This window comes from Paraburkholderia sp. 40 (assembly GCF_050434105.1).
GTDB lineage: Bacteria > Pseudomonadota > Gammaproteobacteria > Burkholderiales > Burkholderiaceae > Paraburkholderia > Paraburkholderia tuberum.
This window is the reverse complement of the sequence record NZ_JBNPVY010000003.1, coordinates 690,125-712,163: the sequence shown is the minus strand read 5'-3', so window position 1 is coordinate 712,163 and position 22,039 is coordinate 690,125. Positions and strand designations below refer to the sequence as shown.

General features: G+C 61.0%; 15 protein-coding genes and 6 pseudogenes. 8 read left to right on the top strand and 13 right to left on the bottom strand.

The genetic code is table 11. From position 1 onward, the window contains the following. Positions 1-116: 116 nt before the first annotated feature. From acpA to OKW28_RS18700, 3 genes and pseudogenes are all read right to left on the bottom strand, one after another. Complete coding sequence (gene acpA, locus OKW28_RS18710) at positions 117-1,862, bottom strand: acid phosphatase (RefSeq protein WP_429447925.1); 1,746 nt, start codon at positions 1,860-1,862, stop codon at positions 117-119. 98 nt (positions 1,863-1,960) lie between these two features. Further along, a pseudogene (locus tag OKW28_RS18705) lies at positions 1,961-2,314 on the bottom strand (alkaline phosphatase family protein); the annotation flags it as partial. A gap of 195 nt (positions 2,315-2,509) precedes the next feature. Then, entirely contained in the window at positions 2,510-2,815 is a 306-nt protein-coding gene (locus OKW28_RS18700) for a hypothetical protein (RefSeq protein WP_429447923.1), read from the bottom strand. 309 nt (positions 2,816-3,124) lie between these two features. Between OKW28_RS18700 and OKW28_RS18695 the strand changes: the two genes are divergently transcribed. The 4 genes from OKW28_RS18695 (at position 3,125) to OKW28_RS18680 (ending at position 8,126) form a co-directional block, all read left to right on the top strand. Beyond that, the gene (locus tag OKW28_RS18695; protein WP_429447921.1) at positions 3,125-5,875 is read left to right on the top strand and encodes a TonB-dependent receptor; all 2,751 of its coding nucleotides are present in this window, start codon (positions 3,125-3,127) and stop codon (positions 5,873-5,875) included. A 21-nt stretch (positions 5,876-5,896) separates the two neighbouring features. Further along, positions 5,897-6,976, top strand: a complete 1,080-nt coding sequence (locus tag OKW28_RS18690) for a YncE family protein (RefSeq protein WP_429447919.1) — start codon at positions 5,897-5,899, stop codon at positions 6,974-6,976. A 96-nt stretch (positions 6,977-7,072) separates the two neighbouring features. After that, on the top strand, positions 7,073-7,684 hold the full coding sequence (locus OKW28_RS18685) for a MotA/TolQ/ExbB proton channel family protein (RefSeq protein ID WP_429447917.1): 612 nt from the start codon (positions 7,073-7,075) through the stop codon (positions 7,682-7,684). Between the two features lie 31 nt (positions 7,685-7,715). Beyond that, complete coding sequence (locus OKW28_RS18680) at positions 7,716-8,126, top strand: ExbD/TolR family protein (RefSeq protein ID WP_429447915.1); 411 nt, start codon at positions 7,716-7,718, stop codon at positions 8,124-8,126. Here OKW28_RS18680 and OKW28_RS18675 read toward each other — a convergent pair. Further along, positions 8,120-8,623: a hypothetical protein gene (locus OKW28_RS18675; RefSeq protein WP_429447913.1), complete on the bottom strand. Its 504-nt coding sequence runs from the start codon at positions 8,621-8,623 to the stop codon at positions 8,120-8,122. The genes OKW28_RS18680 and OKW28_RS18675 overlap by 7 nt on opposite strands. Positions 8,624-8,639: 16 nt before the next feature. Here OKW28_RS18675 and OKW28_RS18670 point away from each other — a divergent pair, with 16 nt between their 5' ends. Next, a complete protein-coding gene (locus OKW28_RS18670; protein ID WP_429447911.1) occupies positions 8,640-8,876 on the top strand; it encodes an energy transducer TonB in 237 nt (78 codons plus the stop codon). Here OKW28_RS18670 and OKW28_RS18665 read toward each other — a convergent pair. Further along, a complete protein-coding gene (locus OKW28_RS18665; RefSeq protein WP_429447909.1) occupies positions 8,860-9,297 on the bottom strand; it encodes a YncE family protein in 438 nt (145 codons plus the stop codon). The two genes, OKW28_RS18670 and OKW28_RS18665, sit on opposite strands and share 17 nt — an antisense overlap. A gap of 274 nt (positions 9,298-9,571) precedes the next feature. On the opposite strand from OKW28_RS18665, the pseudogene OKW28_RS18660 reads away from it, so the two are divergent. Beyond that, a pseudogene (locus OKW28_RS18660) lies at positions 9,572-9,730 on the top strand (IS110 family transposase); the annotation flags it as partial. Positions 9,731-10,011: 281 nt separating this feature from the next. Here OKW28_RS18660 and OKW28_RS18655 read toward each other — a convergent pair. The 3 genes and pseudogenes from OKW28_RS18655 to OKW28_RS18645 all read right to left on the bottom strand — a co-directional run. After that, positions 10,012-10,283 (bottom strand): annotated as a pseudogene (locus OKW28_RS18655) (citrate-proton symporter); the annotation flags it as partial. A 175-nt stretch (positions 10,284-10,458) separates the two neighbouring features. Further along, positions 10,459-12,465: pseudogene (locus OKW28_RS18650) on the bottom strand (CoA-binding protein); the annotation flags it as partial. Between the two features lie 48 nt (positions 12,466-12,513). After that, positions 12,514-13,230 carry an IS6 family transposase gene (locus OKW28_RS18645; RefSeq protein ID WP_429447907.1) on the bottom strand — a complete coding sequence of 239 codons (717 nt, stop codon included), beginning with the start codon at positions 13,228-13,230 and terminating at the stop codon, positions 12,514-12,516. 72 nt (positions 13,231-13,302) lie between these two features. Between OKW28_RS18645 and OKW28_RS18640 the strand changes: the two are divergent. After that, positions 13,303-13,494 (top strand): annotated as a pseudogene (locus tag OKW28_RS18640) (IS110 family transposase); the annotation flags it as partial. A gap of 470 nt (positions 13,495-13,964) precedes the next feature. Then, positions 13,965-14,219, top strand: a complete 255-nt coding sequence (locus OKW28_RS18635) for a hypothetical protein (protein ID WP_429447458.1) — start codon at positions 13,965-13,967, stop codon at positions 14,217-14,219. Positions 14,220-14,322: 103 nt separating this feature from the next. Here the strand turns inward: OKW28_RS18635 and OKW28_RS18630 are convergent, their stop codons facing one another. The 5 genes and pseudogenes from OKW28_RS18630 to OKW28_RS18610 all read right to left on the bottom strand — a co-directional run bounded on the left by OKW28_RS18630 (position 14,323) and on the right by OKW28_RS18610 (position 22,002). Next, the gene (locus tag OKW28_RS18630) at positions 14,323-14,481 is read right to left on the bottom strand and encodes a hypothetical protein (protein WP_429447905.1); all 159 of its coding nucleotides are present in this window, start codon (positions 14,479-14,481) and stop codon (positions 14,323-14,325) included. A gap of 32 nt (positions 14,482-14,513) precedes the next feature. Further along, positions 14,514-15,800: pseudogene (locus tag OKW28_RS18625) on the bottom strand (DUF3422 family protein). Positions 15,801-15,829: 29 nt separating this feature from the next. Continuing rightward, entirely contained in the window at positions 15,830-16,543 is a 714-nt protein-coding gene (locus OKW28_RS18620) for a hypothetical protein (RefSeq protein WP_429447903.1), read from the bottom strand. A gap of 351 nt (positions 16,544-16,894) precedes the next feature. Next, positions 16,895-18,217 (bottom strand): MFS transporter, encoded by a 1,323-nt coding sequence (locus tag OKW28_RS18615; protein ID WP_429447901.1) that lies wholly within the window; start codon positions 18,215-18,217, stop codon positions 16,895-16,897. 203 nt (positions 18,218-18,420) lie between these two features. After that, positions 18,421-22,002 (bottom strand): indolepyruvate ferredoxin oxidoreductase family protein, encoded by a 3,582-nt coding sequence (locus OKW28_RS18610; protein ID WP_429447899.1) that lies wholly within the window; start codon positions 22,000-22,002, stop codon positions 18,421-18,423. Positions 22,003-22,039: the final 37 nt, after the last annotated feature.

The following is a 22,039-nucleotide window of genomic DNA, read 5'->3' as shown; positions in this document are numbered from 1 at the left end:
GCGCTAGCAGAATTAATGAACACGATTAGCACGCTCACGGACGTCATTAGCGGAATCAGCGAACTTCAACAGCTGCTTCTCGCGTTTGCAGGCATTTCCGGCGACGTACGGTCACATTACGCTGACAGGTCCAACGCATTGGTCAGGTCGCCCATGACGAGCTGGCCGCGCGCCTCCATCGCGCCGTCGCGCGTGCGTATGCCGTCGAGCGTTTCGAGGTCGAACACACGCGTAATCAGGCGCAAGATCGATGCCGTGTCATATACCGTGTGATCGACATATCCCTTCTTTGCGAATGGCGAGATCACCAGCGTCGGCACGCGTGTGCCCGGCCCCCAGCGGTCGCCTTTGGGCGGAGCGACGTGATCCCACCATCCGCCGTTCTCGTCGACAGTGACGACCACCAGCATGTTTTCCCATTGAGGGCTTGCACGCAGCGCTTTCACAGCGTGCACGATATGGCGGTCGCCTGACGCGACGTCCGCATAGCCCGCGTGCATGTTCAGGTTGCCCTGCGGCTTGTAAAACGTGACGGCCGGGAGCCGGCCCGCGCGAGCATCGGCAAGGAAGCGGTTGGTGCTTTCATCATCACCGAGTCCGCCGTCGCGCAGATGTTTCGCACGTGCGGCCGTGCCCGGTCCGAGATTCGCGAAGTAGTTGAACGGCTGGTGGTGATACTGGAAGTTCGGAACCAGTGGCGTGCCGTCGTTGGTGTTCTTGCCGTGCATGTCCAGCGTCTGCTGAAACGCGCCCGCGTACCAAGCCCAGTCGATGCCGCGCTTGTTGAGCTTGTCGCCGATGTTCTCGTGCGTCTGCGGCGGCACGGCCATCGTGTTGCTATCCTGCGTGAAGTCGACCACGCCGTTTGCGCCGACTTTGTAGGGCGTGGGCGCGAACGGCGGCATCATCGTATTGACGGCATAGCTGACGGTCCGGCCGCCCGGTAACGTTTCCGGCGGCGTCAGCGCACTCGGGCCGAACTTGGGGATGCCATCCAACGCGCTTTTCGGCGACGTGGCGAGCGGTTTCAGATTGGGATCGTCGGGGCGTCCGCTGAGAGTCTCCGCAATCTGGAACTTCGCGATGCTCTGCGCGGCATTGGGATACACCGGCGGCGTCGCCGCAATGAGATACTGGTGGTTCAGGAACGAGCCACCGAACGCACCCTGGAAGAAGTTGTCGCACAGCACGAATTCGCCGGCGAGGTCCCACATCCGCAGGTCGTAGCTGGTATTCGCATAGTGACCCATCGTGAAGCCAGCCGAGTCCGCCCATGCGACGAACATATCGTTCTTGCCGCCGTTGATCTGCATCTGGTTCTGATAGAACACATGCCACAGATCATGTGTGACGAGCGACAACGGCAGATTCTCGCCCTGCGGGCCTTTAAGTGCGAATGGCGCGTTCGGCAGATTGGTCTGATATTGCAGGCCGGCTTTGTACGTAACGCCGTCCACGGTCTGGTCTTTTAACAGCCAGCCGCCGGGCACCGGTGGCAGTTGCGGCAATGCGCTCGAGCCATCGCGGTCACGCTGCAGGTAATCTTCCGGCTTCACGCCGGAGAGCGGGCGCTCAACGCCAGGGAAATCGCCGAACAGATTATTGAAGCTGCGATTTTCGGCGTAGATCACCACGACTGTCTTGACCTTGGACCGCAGCGCACGATCAAACTGCGGTCCCGCTGCGACATCCGTCACGGCAGCTTCGCGAGAAGGCGCCAGCGCACAGGCGCCCAGTCCTCCTCCCATCGCCACCGCAGCGACACCGCCGAGGAAGTGGCGGCGGCCGGGGCGTTGGGGCGCCTGCGCAGCGTCGGCGTCTTCATTCACGGGAGGAGAGGCGGGCGGTTCGAGGTGTTTCATCTGATGTCCAAGGATAAGGAAAAGGTTGAGTTGGGGCTCGCGCCGTGCATGGCATCGCTCAGTTCCGTCTGATAGCGGCCGCACTACAGGCGGGAGTCGGGCCATATCTTTGCGTACCCGCCATGACGTTTCCACGCTAATTGCCTGGGTTTGTACGCGTGATCTTGCGACGCCGTCAGCGCCTGGGAGCGATCGAGACGGAATGGATCCGCTGCGTCGTCGCCATTGGCAGGGTTCGTCGAGTTCGGGTTGGACTTCAGCAAGCCGTCCAGTAGTCCGTTGATCCGCGGTGTATTGGGCAATGCGGTGAAAGTCGGCTCCCCGGGCCGGTTAAGCGCATTCGGATAGGTTCCAAAGTAGTGATCGAACGAAACGTTCTCGCCAAAAATCACCACGAGATGCTTGATCGGGGTAGCCGTCCGTTCTCCATGCTGGGCGCTCGGCGCCGAGGTCATTCCGACGTTCGAACTAGCGTTGTCTTCGCCGTACGCCCCAGCGTGATAGCCAGACCAAGCGCCGTGGCAGTTGCCACGGAGAGTCGCCGACGAGTGAACCTCATGTCCATGATTACCTGTTGAAGTGTTTTCGAATGCGCCGCACTGCGAATGGCAGACGCGGCATTGTCGTTTGCAACAGTGTCATGTCCGTTACGCGAAGATTACCGACTTGTCATCTTCAGGCAGCGCAGTGTGGCGGCTGCGTCGCTTCGACAGGCGCGCCGGATCAGTGCTTGTCCACAGTGGATCCCCGTGAGCGCCCGTTGCACACACGTCGTCACCAGCGTTGTCGTCAAGCGACGACATAATAATATGGAAATTACAAAAACGCGCATGACGCAGTGTCAGTTGAGCAAAGAAAAATACCTTATAACGTGCGTAGATACGTGAAAAAGTAGAAAAATAAAAGCGTAAGAAATAGTCGTCATATGACGATGACAATTTATACAAACGCACCCGGTGACACCTTGGCGTCACAGTAGATCCGTAAAACGTCTCCGGCGTCGAAGGCGAGACAGTCGGAGGTACGGCCGCCGATATCGATCCTGACAACGTCGGTATGAATCCACGGAACGAGCGAAAAAATCATTGGTATTCCTGCGGTACAGCGGTGTGCCGCGGCTTCGTAGAGGATGCCGAAATTTCTACATGCCGGACAGCTGGAACGCGTGACCAGGACGGGATGTCTGCAACGATTGACGGAGAATTAGCATGCCGCACAGGCATATGACAGGGTTGTTGGTGGGGGTGGTAAGCAGCGTGGCGATGACCGTCGCCTACGCCGCTGATACGGCGATTTTGCAAGGTCACCTGCTGTCGAGCGCGGACAAGCGTCCGCTTGCTGGCGCGCGAATCCAGATTCGGGAAACCGGGACGAGCACCACGACGTCGTCAGACGGCTCCTTTCGCTTTACCCGGCTTCCGGCGGGGCAATACACACTGGTCATCACGCCGGTTCGCTCACCCGCGGTCGAACGGACCATGGTGGTGCGCGAGAACGACACGACGAGCGAGGACGTTCTGGTGGACGCAGCCGTTGCGTCGCTGGATCGCGTGACGGTTACGTCGCAACGCAATGCGAACGTAGTCGCACGGGCGACCCAGCAGAGCGCCGCGAACATGATCACCATCCTCACCGCCGCCGACATCGCGAAACTACCGGACGTCAGTGCGGCGGAAGCCGTTGCTCGCGCGCCGGGCGTCTCGCTCGAAACGGATTCGGGTGAGGGCCGATACGTCAACATTCGAGGTCTCGACACCAACCTGAACAGTACGACCTTCGGCGGCATCCACCTGCCGCCTACCAATCCGGCTTCGGCCCAGAACGGGGGGCGCGCTGTCGCGCTTGATACGATCCCGGCCGGCATGATCGGGCAGATCGTCGTAACCAGCACCAACAAGCCTGAACAGGATGCGGATGCGCTCGGCGGCACAATCGACATTTCGCCGCGCACGTTGCCCCCTTCGGGCAAGCCGTTCCTGGACGCGAAGCTCGGCTCGGGTGTCGAGACGCTGCGCGGCAGCACAATTCAGGATGTAGGGATGACTGCGGGTGCGCGCTTCGGCGCGCACGGCATTGCCGGTCTCGGTTCGGGCATCACGTCATATTCCGACGCGCCGTTCACCTTCATCGGTACCCTTGCCTACAACCAGGACCACCGCGGCGTCGACGACGAAGAAAACGCGTATGTCGATGCGGCTGGTGTACCGAACAAGGCGTACGCGCAAACCGACCCGCGCTACTACAACTATCACCGGAAGCGCCTTGGCTACGGCGGCGAACTGGACTTTCAGCCTAACGCCGACAACAAGTGGTATTTCCGCTACTACAACTTCGGCTATACGGAGAATGTGAACCGGCAAGACATTCAGACCAACTTCAACGGCAATCCGGTCCAGAACGCCAACGGCACGCTCACGGATACGGCGACCTATGCAAAGGGATTGCGCGACGAGAAGGAGACGCTGCGAACGCAAATCTTTGCGCTAGGCGGAGAAAACAAGCTCGGCCCAGGCAAGATCGATTATCGCGCCGGCTTCACCAGTGGCACGTACGACAAACCGTACGACCTGAATTCGACGTTCAACAATGGCGCCCCGGGCACGGTGACGTATTACCCTGGCTCGGACTACGCGACGCAATCGATCGTGTCCGGTCCGAACCCGGCCGATCCCGCCGGCTACACGCTGGGCCAGATCGTCAACTCGTCGCAGTACGTCAAGACCAACGAGTGGTCGGCCAACGTCAACTACACGCTGCCGACTCACTTCACGAGTGCCGACGACGAACAGTTCAAGTTCGGCACTGGCCTGCGCCGGATGACGTTCGCCAGCTCGCAGAGCAACTACTCGTACTCGCCGGCTGCGGGAATCCCGCTGTCGCAGGCGGTGTTCGGCTCTCCAAACGTTTTCTACAACGGCATGTACAACGTGGGGCCGTCCATCAGCGATGGCGTCATGAGCGACCTCTATGGCGCGGCTGCGGCCGCCGGCAACGTCACGGCTTACCCGTTGAAGAACGCCGCCGCGTTCTCGGCTATCAACGAGAACATCTACAGCATGTATGGCCAGTATCAGTTCGGCTGGGGCCGCCTGGGCGTGCTGGCTGGTCTGCGCGGTGAGTGGACGCAGGATGCGTTCAGCGGCAATCTGATCAACGGCAGCAACATCACGCCAAACCAGACGGCGAACAACTACTTCAACCTGTTTCCCTCCTTGCAGTTGCGCTACGACTTCACGCCGACACTGGTGGGTCGCGCGATCTATTCGAGCACGATTGCGCGTCCTGGCTTTGCCCAGAGCAGCGCGTCGGTCCTTGCCGATGCGGGAACGGGAACCGTGACCACCGGTAACCCGAACCTGAAGCCGACCACTTCGCAGAACTTCGATCTTCAGTTAGAGAAGTATTTGCCGCACGGCGGGATCGTTTCGCTCGGCGCGTTTGACAAGTCGATGAGCGACTACGTCGTGGGCCAGTCATCGACCGTCTTCAGCTCGCCTTATCTTCCGGGGTATTCGGGCCCAATCAGGCTCGTCAGCTTTACCAATGTCGCGTCGGCGCGTGTGCGTGGTGTCACCGCTAACTACGAGCAGCACTTTACGCAGTTGCCGGGGTTCCTGAGCGGCCTGGGCGCAGGTGCGAACTGGACCTGGACCAATTCGCACCTTGACATTCGCCCGGGCGACGACCACACGCTGCCATCCGGTCCGCGCAATACGTATAACGCCAGCGTGTTCTACGAGCGTGGTCCGTTGGACCTGCGCCTGTCGGCCTCCTATGTGGGCAAGAGCCTGTGGGCGGTGGGCAGTTCTGCTGCAACCGACGTCTACACCGCGTCGCGCTTCTCGCTCGACTTCGGCGGCAGTTATCAGGTCCGAAAGGATGTGGGCATCTATCTCAATGTGCGCAACATCCTGAACACGCCGCTGAAGTTCTATGAAGGCTCGCCGGATCGTCCGATCCAGCGTGAGTTCTACGGCCCGACCGTGATGGTCGGCATGACGATCAACGAATAACCCGCAGAGAACAGGATCAATATGAAACTCAAGACGATTGTGCAGGCCATTACCGCAGCGTCGCTCGCCGCAACGCTGCTACTGTGCGACACGGCGCACGCCGTACCGACAGGAAATCACGCCCAGTTTGAAATCGCGCAGCACTACACGCTGGGTGGCACCGACGGCTGGGACTACATCGGGTATGACCCGGTGCGCCATCATCTGTTTATCAGCCGTGCCAGCCACGTCCAGGTTGTCGATACCCAATCCGGCAAGCTGATCGGCGAGATCGCCAACACTGACGGCGTGCATGGCTTCGCATTTGTCCAGGACGAGAAGCTTGGCTTCATTACCAACGGCCGCTCCGACACGATTACGGTCGTCAACCTCGACACGCTGCGCACCGTCGAAACGATCAAGGCGGGTGGCCGGGACCCGGACGGCATCCTGTATGCAGCCAATCTGAAGCGCCTTTACGTCAGCAATGGCCATGACCAGAGCGTCAGCGCGATCGATCCTGCCACCCGCAAGGTCGTCGCGACGATGGCAGTCGGCGGCAAGCCCGAATCGCTCGCGGTCGACAGTGATGGCCGTGTCTTCGTCAACGTCGAAGACAAGAGCGAGATCGTTGTGATGGACGGCAAGTCGAACAAGGTGCTAAGACACTGGCCGATCGCGCCTTGTGAAGGGCCGTCTGGACTGGCAATCGATACAAAGTCGGAGCGGCTCTTCACGGTGTGCTCCAACCAACGGATGATGGTGATCGATGCCCGTTCCGGGCATCAGGTCGCGCAATTGCCGATCGGCGGCCATCCCGATGCCGCAGCCTTCGATCCGGTACTCAAGACCGCGTTCAGTTCGAACGGCGCGGACGGCACGCTGACTGTGGTGCACGAAGACGACGCGGATCACTACACCGTGTTGCAGAACGTGCCGACCGAAGTCGGCGCGAAGTCGATGGCGCTCGACGGCGACGCGCACCGCGTCTACCTGGTCTCGTCAAAATTCGGCCCTGCTCCTGCTGCGACGGCTAACGATCCGCATCCACGCGCGAGTGTCGTGCCGGATACGTTCAACGTACTGGTTGCGCAACGCATGACACAGAAGGCCGCGAACTAACGTACCGCCATCGCATCAATCGAACCACCGGGGGTATCGCATCGGCGATATCGCCGGCATCTCGCAGATTCAAGATACAACCTGGAAGGTAGCACCATGCTTCGCAACATTATCGACTCATCGGTCCAGTCATTCGGCCTGTTGCCTCTGATGGCACTGATCTTTCTGGCCGCGCTCGCCATCATCATCGAGCGCATGATTTTCTTCAGTACTTCCGTGCGTAGTGGCAGCAACATTGAATACGATCTCAAACATGTAGGTCGGGCCAGGGCCGACGATGTGAAGAAACTGGTTCACCATTACGAGGGATCGGTACAAATCGAGCTGATGAAGGCTGCGCTCGAATTGCAGGGCCGACCGGTCGAGGACTTCGAGCGTGAAGTCGAAGAAAGCATCATGTTCCAGATGAGGAAGCTCGACCGCAATCTTTGGGTACTGGATACCGCTATCACGCTCGGACCGTTGCTCGGTCTGCTGGGCACCATCATCGGCATGATTGGTTCGTTCAACATTCTGGGCTCGTCGGGAACGGGTGACCCGATGGCCGTCTCCGGCGGCATTGCGCATGCATTGATCGCCACTGCCTGTGGCCTGACGATTGCACTGGTAGGCGTCGTGGCGCTCAACTATCTGAACAAGCGCGTGCGGATGGTTCTTCTGCAGATGGATATGATCAAGTCCATGCTCGTCACACGGCTTGCTGCGTGAACCGCGGCCACATCACCTCCAGGAGAACACCGTGAGAAACCATCGGGCTCACTACTTCGGCAGTGAAGAAAAACCGCGGATCGAGATCATTCCGATGATCGATATCATGATGTTCCTGCTCGTATTTTTCATGCTGGTCATGCTCAAGATGATCCAGGGAAACGGGCTGAAACTCGAATTACCGCAATCGTCCACCGCCGCGCGGCTCAATACGGTCGACGTGACGGTCGGCGTGGAGAAGGACGGAGCATTGCACCTCGACCAGAACGAAATTTCCGCGATGCAGTTGACTGCGCGTCTCAAGGAGATGGAGGCCGCGAAGCAGGTCAATGTCACGATCGCGGGCGACAAGGGAGTCGAGTACGAAACGATCATCAAGACCATGGATCTGGTGCGCTCAGCGGGGATCAGTTCGGTCGCGCTCGCGACCGATGCTCAATAGCCTCTGGAATCGAGCGGAATGAACATGAGTATGTCCGAAAAATCCCGCACCACGATATGGTCGATCGAGGCCTTGCAACCACGCTCCGGTAATGCAATGACCATCGCGATTCTCGCGGCCCTTGCGATCGAGGGCGCGTTGATCGCGGGCGTGACGTCGATACACGTGCCAGCGCCAAAGCCGGCACACCTAACGCCTGTGATGCAGATGCGGTTCGTCAAAGCCGCCAAACCACCACCCCCGCCGCCACCGCCGCCGGTCATCAGGAAAGTGGTGAGACAGCAATCCGAGGTGCCGAAGCGCACTCCTGTTACACGGGCCGCCGCGCCGGCGCAACCGCGCGTGGCGAAGCCGCCGGTCGCACCGGTACCGGTTGCTGCCGCGCCCGTCGCGACGCAGGATGCGCCTTCTACTTCGCAAGCTGTGCCAACTGCGGCGGGACCTTCGACTGTGGGTTCGGGCAACACCGCAAATGCCGCTGCGGCGCCCGCCGACATTGCGATCGTGTGTCCTGTGCAGGCCAAACCGGAAATGCCGGCGCGTGCGCTAGCCGAAGGAATCTCCGGCGAAGTCACGGCGCGCGCCACGATCAAGGGTGGCAAGGTGATCCGGGTGGACATCGTGAACTCGACGCGACCGGGGGTTTTTGACGCGTCGGTGCGACGCGCGATGGCCCAGTATCAATGCAAGGTCGATGGCGGCGACCAGGTCGTCGTCGAACAATCCTTTGATTTCACACAGGCAGATTAGATCGATTGGGAGAACCTGATTGAAGGCGGGAGCGCGACTTGTCCGACACACGCCGGTGCAAAAAGCGCCGGCGCAGTAGAAATTGCCCCGGCGTTTCCTGTCTTTTTTTTGCCTGCGGGCCTTTCGTGTGAACGACATAGAACCGGTTTAGCAACGGAATATAGATTGAAGTCTTGCCGGCGAAGGTATCGACGTGTTGCTCGATCACGTAATTGTCCGGACCGGCCTGTTTGACGACATCGAGGCCTTCGGCACCGGTTACATACAGGCGGCGATGCTGCGGGTCGAAAGTCATGTCGTCGCAGATGTTGACGATGCCGAGAGTCTGAATGACAGAGCCGTCATTCGCGTCCATGACGAACAGCTTGCCAGGGTTGCGCGATCCAATCAACAGGCGGCCCGACTTCGGGTCGAACGCCATCGCCGAATTTCGGCGCATTGACTCAGGTTATTTGTCGCCAGGCCGGGGTTGTTGCCTCATGTAATTTGCTACGTTCCAGATGGCTGGCGGGGGCGACTTATGACGTGCAACTGGTTGCGCGTTTCAGTCCGGTGCAAGCCGGTGGTTAGTGAGCGACATCCGCAAACACGCGAAACTGGATGGATGATTGCGGAAACTGATGGGTGAGATGTCGAGGTCTGCATTATCATCAGGAATGCAGATGGAAATGAACGTGACCGCTCATGACGCGATGAAGGGTAGTTCGCACCACATCGCTGTGAGGGCCCTCGCGTTCAAGTGGATACGCATTCTGTATCGCTGCTGGCAAACGCGTCCGCCGTACAACGAGACTGTGTACCTCAATGTGCTCAGGAAACGAGGTTCGCGCCTTTTGGGCACGCTGGGCGCTTAGGTTCAAGACCGTGGCCTGCTCTTTTATCTGATTGGGGCAAGCCGCGCAGCGGCGCGTCAGGCCAAAGGCGAAGCTCGCGGGGAGACGGTGGGCAACGATGGAACCGCCGTCAGGCGGCTGTCCACAGCCTCGTGCTGTGGGCAGCGTCGTTGTCCACGGGCGGGCGCGGGATGATCGTCGTAGCCGAGATTTAGACGTTAAACAAAAAAGCTTGACAGACTTCGTCAGGCATGACCCTACCTTCGGGGGCCCTGCTGTTAAGAGGCAGTGGGGCTACCGTCTCCCTTGCGGCGGCCGACGTCGTCGATGTAGGCGCCGAGAATCACCGCGCCGTGGGGCCGCATCAGAAAGCCGGCACCGAAGAGCGCAAAGGTCATCATCAGCGATGCGAACTCGCTGCCCGCCGGGAAGAAGACACCGGCGATCTGCGTCGCATAGAAGCCGAACAGGAAGAAGTCGAACTGCTCCAGGAATTTTCCGCCGTCACACGAAGAACGGCGGAGCTCCTGGATTGCCCGAGGGGCAGGGTGGAGGCTGAGGGTTGCTTCGAGATGTCTCCTGAAATTTTGAAGTCGCGCCGCTTCGGCGGATTGTTGTTGGCTGGAATATTCGCCCGAACGCCGCGAAACTATAAGTGCAACCTTCGGAACGATTGATGTTCTACTGGTTATCAATCGACGCGGGAAGCCTGCCTGAGCGCCTTGCCCCGCAGCCGGCGCGGAATCCGATCACGCCACGAAGCGGCACAGAGAGGCTGGCGTGCGCGTATCCATGTTGCGACCGCGGTTGAGGTGATCGTCGATTTCCGCCGCGCAGCCGAGCATGCGCGGATAAAGGAAGATCGTGAACGCGGCCGTTTCCAGCTCGGACTCGGCGAATTCTCCGCGCCGCAGTGGCTGCCACAGCATCTTCAGCAGCAGGGCGGCGATCACGGCATCGACATTGACGCAATAGACGTTGCGTGAGACGCCCCCATCGAACAGCGCCTGCACGAGCTCGCGATAGAACGCATGGAACACGTTGTATTCCCCACGCTTTTCGCACAGGTCCGCCATGAACACCTCGCGCGGGTCGTGGTTGACCGGCCTGTCCTTGAAGACTGGATGATTCACGCCCGGAAGCTTCGCGATGTCGAGGCTGCCGGCATTTTTCTGCCGAGCCTTGTATTGCGCGTACCGGTCTACGGAGCGCTCGGCCAGCGATCGCAGATCCACGCCATGCCCGGCATTGGAGGGATCGGCGAGTTCGCTGTCCCTGAAGGCTTCGATCAGAAACGCGATGCCCTCGTAACCGTTGCCGCCGTGCGTATAGCCGGTATGCGAAAGAAAGCCGACGAGCGCCTTGTTGAGTTGCACGCGCTCGGGACTTTCCGGACCGTCGGCCGATACCGCGCCCTTTGCCCCCTGCGCCGATATGGCTCCCGGGCCGTTGGTGAGCAGCAGGCCGGCGAGCGTCCTGAAGGCGAACAGGTCATCCGGGCCAGGCTTGAGGTTGAGCAACGCGGCAAAGCAGATTTCAGTCAGACTGCGTTCGTTCAGCAGCTCTTGCGTGGCAAAGCCGCAGAAGCCGTCTGGACTGTGTCGCGATGCATCCGCGGAAGCGCCGATCAGCGTCCCGAACAGCATGGTCCACCAGGGCAGGCTTTCGGCGGTCACGCGCGAGATGCGCTTGCGCATGAGCGGGCCCCGCGCCAGCGTCGTCGTAATCGCGGCCAGCACCGCGTCGCCGGTCGGGTGAGCGGGCTGCGACGTCAGCCAGCGGACGAACGCCGATTTCGCGCCGCGCGCGGCGAGTCCCGCGAGCATTGCTTCGGCGAGCGGATCGCGAGAGTCGGCGAAGAACTGTTCACAGCCGCTTGCGTCGATGCATGCGACGTCGAAGGTTTCATTCAGCGCGTCGGCAAGACCAGCGGCCGCAAAACGATCGATCAGCCACTTGGCCGCGTCCCGCGCCCCGCGCTGACGTTTCGGCCCGACGATCGACGCCGCAGCCGCGAGAATTGCATTCGGGGCGTTGTCGGCTTCGCGTGCTGCCTGCGCCGCCGCGAGTTCAGGCTTGCCGTGCAGATTCACGAATGCGGCGACCGCTACATCGATGAGATTTTCGTCGTTCGCGCCACCGAATTCGTGCAGCAGGGCAAGGCTCACGTTCGCTTCGAGCGAGCGCGTCGCGGCTTCCAGCATCGAGGTTCCGTGCAGGCTGCTCACCTGCGTCTTCGCATCCATCTGTGAAGCGCCTGATGCGTCCTTGAGCGCCTGACGCGGTGCGATCGCACCGACCTGGCGATTCACCTGGAGGACCTGCTCGTTGTATGGCGCGACCGCTTCCACCACGGGAATCGCAAGGCCGGAAGGAAGCTTGATGCCCTGGTTGGAGCCGAACCACGGTTTGAGCGCGAGACTGCCTTCGGGCTCGAAGTCGGTTATCGTCGCGTTGGCGCGCATCACGGCAGTCAGGGCCGCCGGGATATGCGCAATGTTCGTGACCACGGCGCCCTTGGCGGAGCAGCAGGGATCGTCGGGCGTGAAGAGGCCCTCCACGCCGAACTTCTCCATGAACCAGCGTTCCTTGGCTTTCGCGTCGTCGGCGCCGCCGGCCATCGCGCCGGCGTGGCCGACTGCCCGCGTCAACCGGCTCTTCCATCGACCCACGACGCAGGCGACGACCGGTTTCGTAAAAGCCGCATCGGCCTCGTAATAGCCACCCGGTTCGCAGTAAAGCACGGCGGCTCTGGTGCAAATAGGCGGTCTGGACGAGATTTTTGTTATAGAAAGGATACCTCATCAAGCAGACAGGACGGCCTCCCAAACTGCGGGCGCAGCGGTATCTTTGAGGCCGAGCTTCGCGAGGCTGAATTGGCCCTTGCGAATACGATGGACCAACTCAATACCTGAGAGAGTAATCGCTGCGTTCCTGAAACGTTTGAAGCCGAGCATGACTTTCGTCCGGGACTTGATGTTGCGGTGGTCCTGCTCGACCAGATTATTGAGATATTTCGAGGATCGGACGTTTGTGTCCTCAGGCAGCAAGCCATCGGCCTTCATCTCGCGCACGGCGCGGTGCGAGGCTGCATAACCATCAAGCGTGATGGTCTTCCGTGGCTGGCCTTGATGTTCGATTGCCTTCCTGAAAAAGGCTTTTGCCGCCTTCACGTCGCGCCTGGCGCTGAGCATGAAGTCTACTGTCTGGCCCACCCGATCCACCGCTCGATAAAGATAGACCCACTTGCCGCGCAGCTTGAGGTAAGTCTCGTCGACACGCCACGACCGCCCGGTGGGCCTGCCAAAGCGGTTCCACCGTTTCACGAACTCCGGCGCAAAGCGCCGCACCCAGCGCAGGATCGTCGTGTGCGCCAGCGGCAGACCCCGTTCCGCCATCATCTCGACCAGATCGCGCAGGCTAAGCTTGTAGCGCAGGTACCAGCGAACACACAGAATGATCACATCGCGGTCAAAGTGACGGCCTGCGAACAGTTCGTCAAGGCTCTTCAGCTTGCTCATCGTCGGTTCTCAATTCGTTCAGCCTGACACCTTAACCGATTCGCCCCCGCGCTATTTGCACCAGAGCCATCGTGGGCTGGTGCCTACTACCGGCAGCAGCGTGCGAAGGGCAGCTCGCACCACGTCGCCGTGAGAGCCCTCGCGTTCAAGTGGATTCGCGTCCTGTATCGCTGCTGGCAGAACCGCACGCCGTACAACGAGACCGTTTACCTCAACGTGCTCAGAAAACGCGGTTCGCTCCTTGCCGGCAAGCTGAGCACTTAGGTCAAAACCGGGTCCTGCTCTTTTATCTGATTGGGGCAAGCCGCGCAGCGGCGCGTCAGGCTGAAGGCGAAGCTCGCGGGGAGACGGTGGTCAACGAGGGAACCGCCGTTAGGCGGCTGTCCACAGCCTCGTGCTGTGGGCAGCGTCGTTGTTCACGGGCGGGCGCGGGATAATCGTCGTAGCGAGCGTAGATGTCGAACGAAAGCTTGACAGACCTGCTCAGGGCATGACTCTACCGGGTACGGACGAACCCAATCGCCCCCGTCGGCGATCAAGTGACGCCAGTGCACCGTTGCCGAGCGGCCCGGTCAACGTAATTGTGCGGCGCGCTGACCGTGCCTTCGCAACCTATACGGAAGGGCGTAACCTCGTATGAACGGAGGCAGCCGCGCTATGCCGAGCGACGAGCGCAGATCTTCGTCGCTACGTAGCCACCTTCCCTTAAGGCTTAAGGTGCGGAAGAGGTCGTCATGCCTGATACCGAGGTGTACAGATTTCAATACGCGCGTCGACAGGGACTGCAGCGTACCTATGATGTAGTTCTGAATATTTGTCGGCTCGAATCCGGCGTATGTTCTTACGCGGCATGGGTCCATTTCGCCGGCGCATTCAAAGGGAACGGATTGGTTTTCCCACTGATCGCAAAAACTACGGAGGAAGCGGCGGTTGAAGCGCGAGGACGTATTGAAAACGACATCGAAGACCTCGCCGGCATCGCTGAATAACATTTCATTTGTTGTCTGGAGTTGGCCATGGAAGAGCAACAGGCGCACCGGGGCTACATTATCACGGTCAGCGCGCGAGAGGACTACGACGGCGGGTCGACCGTTACGGTGCTGGTGGCGCAGACGTCGCAGCGTGGCGAAATCGACCGCAAGGGCGGCCGCATACCTGAGCCGTGACGAATGCCTGCGATTCGGCCGTGTCATTCATGCCGCGATACATCTCGGTGTCGACCGCGCCCGGGAGAATTGCATTGATGCGCACACCTTGCGGCCCGTATTCGGCCGCGAGTGCCTTTAATGTTCCGGTTCGGTTGCACAGGCCTGATTGCTTCGGGATCGTCTCGTGCGCCGCATGATACACATCACCGTCAGGATGACCGGCAGGATCAGGGCCCTCGATGAGATCAGGGTCTGCGATGAGGTGCGCAGCATGGACGGACCTGAGTGCGACTCCGGACAGCGACAGAACATAGTAGGAAATGGCCGCAACAGACAAGCCCTCGACGGCACGCTGAAGCCTTAGCTGGTTGCGGGCGGTCCGATCCATGCCTCTCAGGAGGCGGGCGGTATCCGCCTCCTGAGCTATGCTGACACGCGTATGCAACAAGTCGACCGCCCTCGCGACGCGGGCCGCTATCTGCTCATGCCGTAGCCAGACGGCTTTGCACGTTGCCATGGCCGGGCCGAAGCGGCGCTCGAGGAATTCGGCGATCGTGGGCATACCTTCGATAGGCTCCTCACACAACTCGCGAATGCGAGCTTTCACGAGGTCTTCGTAGGCGCGGGCGGCGCTGAACCGGGATCCCGCGTCGGCCAGGATTGCGGTGCGCGCCGCCAGATGAGTCAGCTGGGCTAGCAGCGCCGCGTCATGTTGTCTGCACTGCCGTTCATCCATGCTCCGCATCAGTGAAGCAAGCGATAGTTCTAGTTCGTCCAGACTCCTGCTCATCTCGCGTGCAACCGGCAAGGCAAGCAACGTCATCATGCGGTAGGTTTCGATTTCATAAAGACGCTGCACAAGGCGACCACTTTGTACCTGGCGTAAGCCTTTGTCGACGATAAGGAAACGCAGGAATCCGTCGGCCCTGTATTGTCCAGTCGCAGAACACCTGTGCGCCGCCAAGGACCTGGCTTCCTACCATCGACGAACCGTCGAACCACGCACTCGCGTTGTCGGCCGCCATACTGGTTTCTTCGCTGGACACCAGTTCGATGCGAGTGGCGACGAAACGCTTCCCTCTCAGCGTTTGCAACTACGCGGAAGGAATGTGTTCCGTCGCGAGCCCCGAGAAGTAGTCCGCATCGTGGCGGTGGGTAATGAAGCTGAACGTGGAGAACTCGGTATGTCGCTCCCACTTCAACTGCCGTTCAGGGCACCCACCGTTCGTTGTAGTGTGTGGCCTGCGGCGCGGGTTCAGGCAGACCGGTGAGTTCGCACAATGACTTGAGGAGTGAGTGATGGACTGCCGTGTCGCCAACGGCGTAGATGGCGTAGTGCGTCAGCGCGACCGATCCGGCAATCCGGAGAAACGGCCGCGCATGTAGTTCGTTTGCGAGGTGCGCGCGCAGGGGGTGATCCATCGTCAGGCGACCACTTGCCTGACGCACAGTCAGGCGCCGCCGAGGGAAGATGGCGTTGCCCCATCGAGCGGCCCGGAACGCCGGTAACGCCCAAGTGTCAGCGTCAGCGCGGAGGCGGTCAGCAGCAGAACCGATATCACATGGAGAGGAAGATCGTAGCTGCCGTGGCGATCGAGGCAGGCGCTGAGGCCTACCGGGCCAATTACGGCGCCGAGCCTGTATCCCGAAAAGGCGATGCCGTAGAGTGTGCCAAACGCGCGAAGTCCAAAATGCGATCGCACCTGGTAAGAAATCAAGTCTCCTTCCGCGCCGATGGTGAGGCCGACAAGCGTAGCGGCCAGAAGAAGTTCGCGATAGTCCCGTGCGGAATGCAGTAGGAATACCCCAGCGGCACCCGCGACGAAGAATACGAACACGACATCACCGGCGTGGATACGGTCGAAAAGCAGGCCGGTCCCCAGCCGGCCGCTGGCGGCTGCAGTTGCCTCCAGATCGAGATTGCGGCTACGGGACACGCATATCAGGCGGTTCCCCGGCTTGAGTATGCTCGCATCAATGCGGCGCCAGTGCCACGCGATGTACCGGTAATGATGATCAGATGCGGCTTTTCTCTCATGATCCGTACTGTCCTGGTTGGGGATGATAGAGTCGAACCGTCGGTGCATTTGCAACCATCGCCGGAAGTCGCTGATGATCACCGACTCACGAATCTTTGCAAGTGAAGGCTTTTCGGTCGCACACACGCCAATCCGAATCAGGAACCGGCGTCGAGCAGGTGGGTGAAGCTGTCGGTCAGATGGATCAGACGACGAAGCAGAATGCCGCACTGGTCGAGAGCAGTGCGCGGCCGAGAGCCTCAGGCAGCAGGCCGCGCAGCGGGTCAATTCGTGGCGCAGTTCCAGCTCTGACGGGGCGTCGCGAGGCCGGTCGGTTCGCGACGTCGCATCGTCAGGTGGTTCTTCGACACGCTGAAGCATCGGTTCCTCACCACGCCAGGCCCAAACGGCCGCTCCTCGATGTCACGCACGCTCAGCTCAAACCGAAAGGATCAGTGCACCGCGGGCGCGCGGCGCAACTGATGACCGTCCTCTGAATTACGATAGCCGTTTGCCCAGCGTTTCCGGCACCATCGCCAGCCCGAGAAGTGAGACCAGGCCACAGCCGATCACGTAGAAGGCGGGTGCGTTGGCATTGGCGGTCAGATGGATAAGTATGGTCGAAAAGAACTGCGAGAAACTGCCGAAGATCACGATCGCCCCGTAGTAGCTGACAGCCACACCTGTGGCGCGCAGCCTCTGCGGCAGCACTTCGCTGACCAGCACGAGTGTGGCGGCCGAGGTCATCGCCATCGGCACCGCCAGGCAGCCGGCAACGATAAGCAGACACGCCAGCGAAGGCTGCCCGTTGAGGAGCACGAACGCCGGGTAGATCATGATCAGCAGTGCCACGCGCGACCAGAACACGACCTTGCGCCGGCCGATCCGATCACTGAGCCAGCCGGAGAAGGGTGACAACGCGGCCAGTATCAATGACCCGACGAAGCCGGCCCAGATCGTCTGCGAGAGGGGCATATGCAGCTGGATGACGGCGTAGTTCGGAAGGTAGAAGACCACGATGTGCACGGCCGATGCCAGACCGATCATGACCAGAACGCTGGCCACGAGCTTGGGCCAATGCTCCTTCAGCATCTGCCGGGTGCCACCCGCCGTCGCCGCTTTCGCATGCGCAGGCGTCAAGGTTTCTTCCAGGCGCCGCCGGATCACCATGCTGACTGGAATCACCATGATGCCGATGACGAAGGCGATACGCCAGCCCCACCCGCTGAGTGCAGCCGGGTCGAGCAGATTGCTCAGCGTCAGCGCGACCAGCGCGGCGAGCACCGCTGCCAGCCCCTGACTGAACGGTTGCCAGCTGGTGTAGAAGCCACGCGAGTGCTCGTCGGCGTACTCCAGCAGCATTGCGCTGGCGGGTCCCATTTCGCCGCCGATCGCGAAGCCCTGAAGCAGCCTGGCGAGGACCACCAGCACAGGCGCCAGCAGACCGATCTGCGCATAGGTGGGCGCCAGCACGAGGATCAATGCGCTCAACCCCATCAGCCACAGCGTGAGGATCACCGCCGGCTTGCGGCCGACGCGGTCGGCGTATCGGCCAAATACCAGTCCGCCGAGGGGCCGCATCACATAGCCGATGCCGAAGGTTGCGAACGACAGTAGCGTCTGTCCAAATGCATTGCCGACAGGGAAAAAGAGCGGGCCGATCAGGGTCGCGAAGAAGTTATAGACCACGGAGTCGTACAACTCCAGGCCGCTGCCGATGGTGATGGCAGTAATGGCCAAGGAGTTGGACAATGCCTTGTGTGGCGGCGCGTCGCTCACGATGGGGGAAAGCGGTGCTCGTTTGGCGGAATCGTTGTACATGATGTCTCCATTGTGACGAGCTCGATACTCGTTCTGACTGTTGAAGCATGATCCGCACGGTAGTGTGCGGTTCACAGCTCGGACTCGGTAACGGCGGCCATCGAAATCGTGATCGGAAGTGCGAATCGCGCGGCAGCCGCCTCGGCGCGATCGCACACGATGCACCCCCACCGGGTTGGAGGGGCACATCGCATCTTTTTCTGCTACGTCGCGTTCAGGCTGAGCGTTCGCTCAGGTTCGACGCCGGTGGTTTCGCCGATACGCCAGCGCACCATCAAGCGATCCCACTTTGTCCGCGCCGCCGCCAGGTTACGTGCCTTGACATGGCCGTAGCCGCGAATCTCTTCGGGCAGGCGAGCGATCTCCAGCGCCAGCGCGAGATTGTGGGTCGAGAGGGTCGTGAGAAGTTCTTCGATACAGGCGCGGTATTCGCCAATCAATGCACGCTCCGTCCTGCGTTCGTCGGTGTAGCCGAACGGATCCAGCCCGGTACCGCGCAGGCCTTTGAGCTTGGCGAGTCCGCGAAAAGCGCGGCGCATCCACGGGCCAAAGGCCTGCTTGACGAGTTCGCCCTTTTCGTTGTGTTTGGCCAGCAAAGGCGGCGCCAGATGATGAACAAGTTTGTAATCCCCTTCAAACATCGCCGCAATTTTGGCGGTAAATTCCGGCGCGGTTTGCAGCCGCGCTACTTCGTATTCGTCCTTGTAAGCCATCAGTTTGAACAGATAACGCGCGACCGCCTCGGTGAGTTGGGTGCTGGCAAGCGGAGCTTCGGCAGCGCGAACCTTCTCGACGAACGAACTGTATCGACTGGCGTAGGCACGATTCTGGTAAGCAGTGAGGAACTCAACGCGCTTGGCAACCATATCGGCGATCGATGGCTTTCTGACGAACTCGATCACCCTCGGGGCCGCAAAGCTCGCTTGCACAGCCTGCAGATCGTGGACGCAACGACGGCCCCACTCGAATGCCGCCTTGTTGTTTTCTACCTGCACCGCGTTCAATTCGATGGCTCGCATCAGGGCGTCACGCGACAGCGGCACGCGGCCTTTCTGCCATGCGTAGCCGAGCATCAGCAGGTTGGTGTAGATCGACTGCCCGAGTAGCGCGGTGGCAACCTGCTCGGCATCGAACATGCCAAGGTGGTCAGCGCCGACCGCCGCGGAGATGGAGGTCATGCAACGGTCGACCGGAGACTTCCAGTCTGGATTGCGGATCGCTTCCGCCGTCGGCACGCCGTGGGTGTTCAAGGCGACGAAAGTGTGACCTTGACGCATCGTCGCGAGCGTCGTCTTGTTGGCGCCCACGATCGCATCGCATGCGATCACCAGATCGGCCATGGCGACGGCGACCTTGGTTGCGTGAAGCGCCTCCGGGTCGCGGGCGATCTGGATATGGCTCCAGGTGGCGCCGCCCATTTGCGCCATGCCAGTGGCATCCTGCGTGATTACACCCTTGCCTTCCAGGTGGGCAGCCATGCCGAGCACCTGGCCGATGGTGACGACGCCGGTACCGCCCACGCCCGCCACGACGATGCCCCACGCCGAATCCGCCACCGGCAACACCGGCTCCGGAATCGACGGGAAGTCGGTGTGCTTCGCCTTGGCCGCCGCCGCAGGCTTTCTGAGCTGCCCGCCCTCGACCGTGACGAAGCTCGGACAGAAACCTTTGACGCAGGAAAAGTCCTTGTTGCAGGTGTCCTGATTGATGCGCCGTTTGCGGCCGAACTCGGTTTCAACGGGTTGAACCGCGAGACAGTTGCTCTGCACCGAACAGTCCCCGCAACCCTCGCACACGAGCTCGTTGATGATCACGCGCTTCGCCGGATCCGCCATGGTGCCGCGCTTGCGCTCGCGTCGCTTCTTGGTCGCACAGACCTGGTCGTAGACGATGACGGTGACGCCCGATACGTCGCGAAGCTCGCGTTGCACGGCATCGAGATCGTCGCGGTGGCGGACGGTGACACCGGGCGCGAGGTTCGCCGTCCCGTCGTACCTGTCCGGCTCATCGGTAACGACGACGATCTGCTTCGTGCCTTCTGCCGCGAGCTCGCGCGTCATGGCCGGCACGTCGAGTTGCCCGCCGACCGGCTGCCCGCCGGTCATGGCCACTGCGCTGTTAAACAGGATCTTGTAGGTGATGTTGATGTCCGCAGCGATCGCTTGCCGGACAGCGAGCGACCCGGAATGGTTATACGTGCCGTCGCCGAGATTGGCGAACATGTGCGAGCGCGTGCTGAACGGCGCCTGACCGACCCATGGCACGCCCTCGCCACCCATCTGGCTCCAGGAGGTCGTCGAGCGGTCCATCCAGACCGCCATTCCATGACAGCCGATGCCGGCCATCGCGATCGAGCCGTCAGGCACCTGGGTGCTCGTGTTGTGCGGGCAACCAGGGCAAAACCATGGCAGGCGATTGCCATCGCTGCCGTCGTTGGCGACGAGTTCGCGTTCCTTGGCCTCGATGATTGCGATGCGCGCATCCATCCGCGCGGCGACGTCTTCAGGCACACCCAGCATCTTCAGGCGACGGGCAATAGCCTTGGCGATGAGCGCAGGCGTGAGGTCTGCGTTGGCGCGCAGCAGCCAATTCGCGCCAGGGTTGCTGTGACTCCACTCTCCGCCAAAGTGTTCGCCATCGCGTTCGTTGTACTTACCAATTACGTGAGGCCGAGCGTTGGGCGCGCAGTGATAGAGCTCGTCCTTGAGTTGCTGCTCGATCAGCGGGCGCTTTTCCTCGACAACCAGTATTTCTCGCAGACCGTGTGCGAATTCACGCACGCCGGTTGGCTCCAGCGGCCAGATCACGCTGACTTTGTGCAGACGGATGCCGAGGGTGCGGCACAAAGCGTCATCCAGGCCGAGGTCGGCCAGCGCCTGCCTCGTATCACTGAAGGCCTTGCCGCTCGCGATGATGCCGAAGCGATCCCGCGGCCCCTCTATCACGTTGCGATTGAGGCGGTTGGCGCGGATGTAGGCCAGCGCGGCCGGCCACTTGACCTCCATCAGCCGCGCTTCCTGAACCAGCGGTTCGTCCGGCCAACGGGCATGGACGCCGCCTGGCGGCATCTGGAAGTCTTCGGGCAGCAGAATCGGAACGCGGCCAGCATCGACGACAACTGACGACGCCGCCTCGATCACCTCCTGAACCGTTTTCATGCCAGCCCATAGACCGGAATAACGGCTCATGGCCAACGCATGAAGTCCGAGATCGAGAATCTCCTGAACACTCGCTGGAAAGAAGACCGGCATCCCGCAAGCGATCAGGGTGGGGTCGCTCTGATGCGCAAGCGTACTGCTCTTGGACAGATGATCGTCGCCGGCCACCGCGAGCACACCGCCCAGCGGCGCGGTGCCAGCCAGGTTGGCGTGCTTCAATGCGTCCGCGCTGCGGTCCACGCCCGGTCCCTTTGCGTACCAGATCCCGAACACGCCATCGTACTTCCTGGTGGCGGGATCGAAATCAAGCTGCTGCGATCCCCAGACGGCCGTAGCGGCCAGTTCCTCGTTGAGGCCGGGCTGGAACACGACGTGGTGAGCAGCGAGATGTTTTTTCGCTTGCCACAGTGCCTGGTCATAGGTGCCGAGCGGCGAGCCCCGGTAGCCAGAGATGAAGGCCGCGGTATTGTGTCCCGCGCGTGCGTCGCGTTCGCGCTGCAGCATCGGCAGGCGCACGAGCGCCTGGACGCCGTTCATGAACGCATGGCCCGTCTCCAGCGTGTATTTGTCGTCGAGTGTGACGACTTCGAGAGCCTTGCGGGTGGCATCGGAAAGCGGGGCATTCATGTAGCAGTTACTCCGAAGTGGTGAGCGGGCGGCAGGC

Excerpts from the sequence above, each read along its gene's own strand:
- OKW28_RS18645 (WP_429447907.1), bottom strand. The coding sequence starts at position 13,230 with ATGAGCAAGCTGAAGAGCCTTGACGAACTGTTCGCAGGCCGTCACTTT.
- OKW28_RS18690 (WP_429447919.1), top strand. The coding sequence starts at position 5,897 with ATGAAACTCAAGACGATTGTGCAGGCCATTACCGCAGCGTCGCTCGCC.
- OKW28_RS18675 (WP_429447913.1), bottom strand. The coding sequence starts at position 8,623 with ATGTCGGCGGGCGCCGCAGCGGCATTTGCGGTGTTGCCCGAACCCACA.
- OKW28_RS18615 (WP_429447901.1), bottom strand. The coding sequence starts at position 18,217 with ATGTACAACGATTCCGCCAAACGAGCACCGCTTTCCCCCATCGTGAGC.
- acpA (WP_429447925.1), bottom strand. The coding sequence starts at position 1,862 with ATGAAACACCTCGAACCGCCCGCCTCTCCTCCCGTGAATGAAGACGCC.
- OKW28_RS18635 (WP_429447458.1), top strand. The coding sequence starts at position 13,965 with ATGCCTGATACCGAGGTGTACAGATTTCAATACGCGCGTCGACAGGGA.
- OKW28_RS18610 (WP_429447899.1), bottom strand. The coding sequence starts at position 22,002 with ATGAATGCCCCGCTTTCCGATGCCACCCGCAAGGCTCTCGAAGTCGTC.
- OKW28_RS18685 (WP_429447917.1), top strand. The coding sequence starts at position 7,073 with ATGCTTCGCAACATTATCGACTCATCGGTCCAGTCATTCGGCCTGTTG.
- OKW28_RS18665 (WP_429447909.1), bottom strand. The coding sequence starts at position 9,297 with ATGGCGTTCGACCCGAAGTCGGGCCGCCTGTTGATTGGATCGCGCAAC.
- OKW28_RS18695 (WP_429447921.1), top strand. The coding sequence starts at position 3,125 with ATGACCGTCGCCTACGCCGCTGATACGGCGATTTTGCAAGGTCACCTG.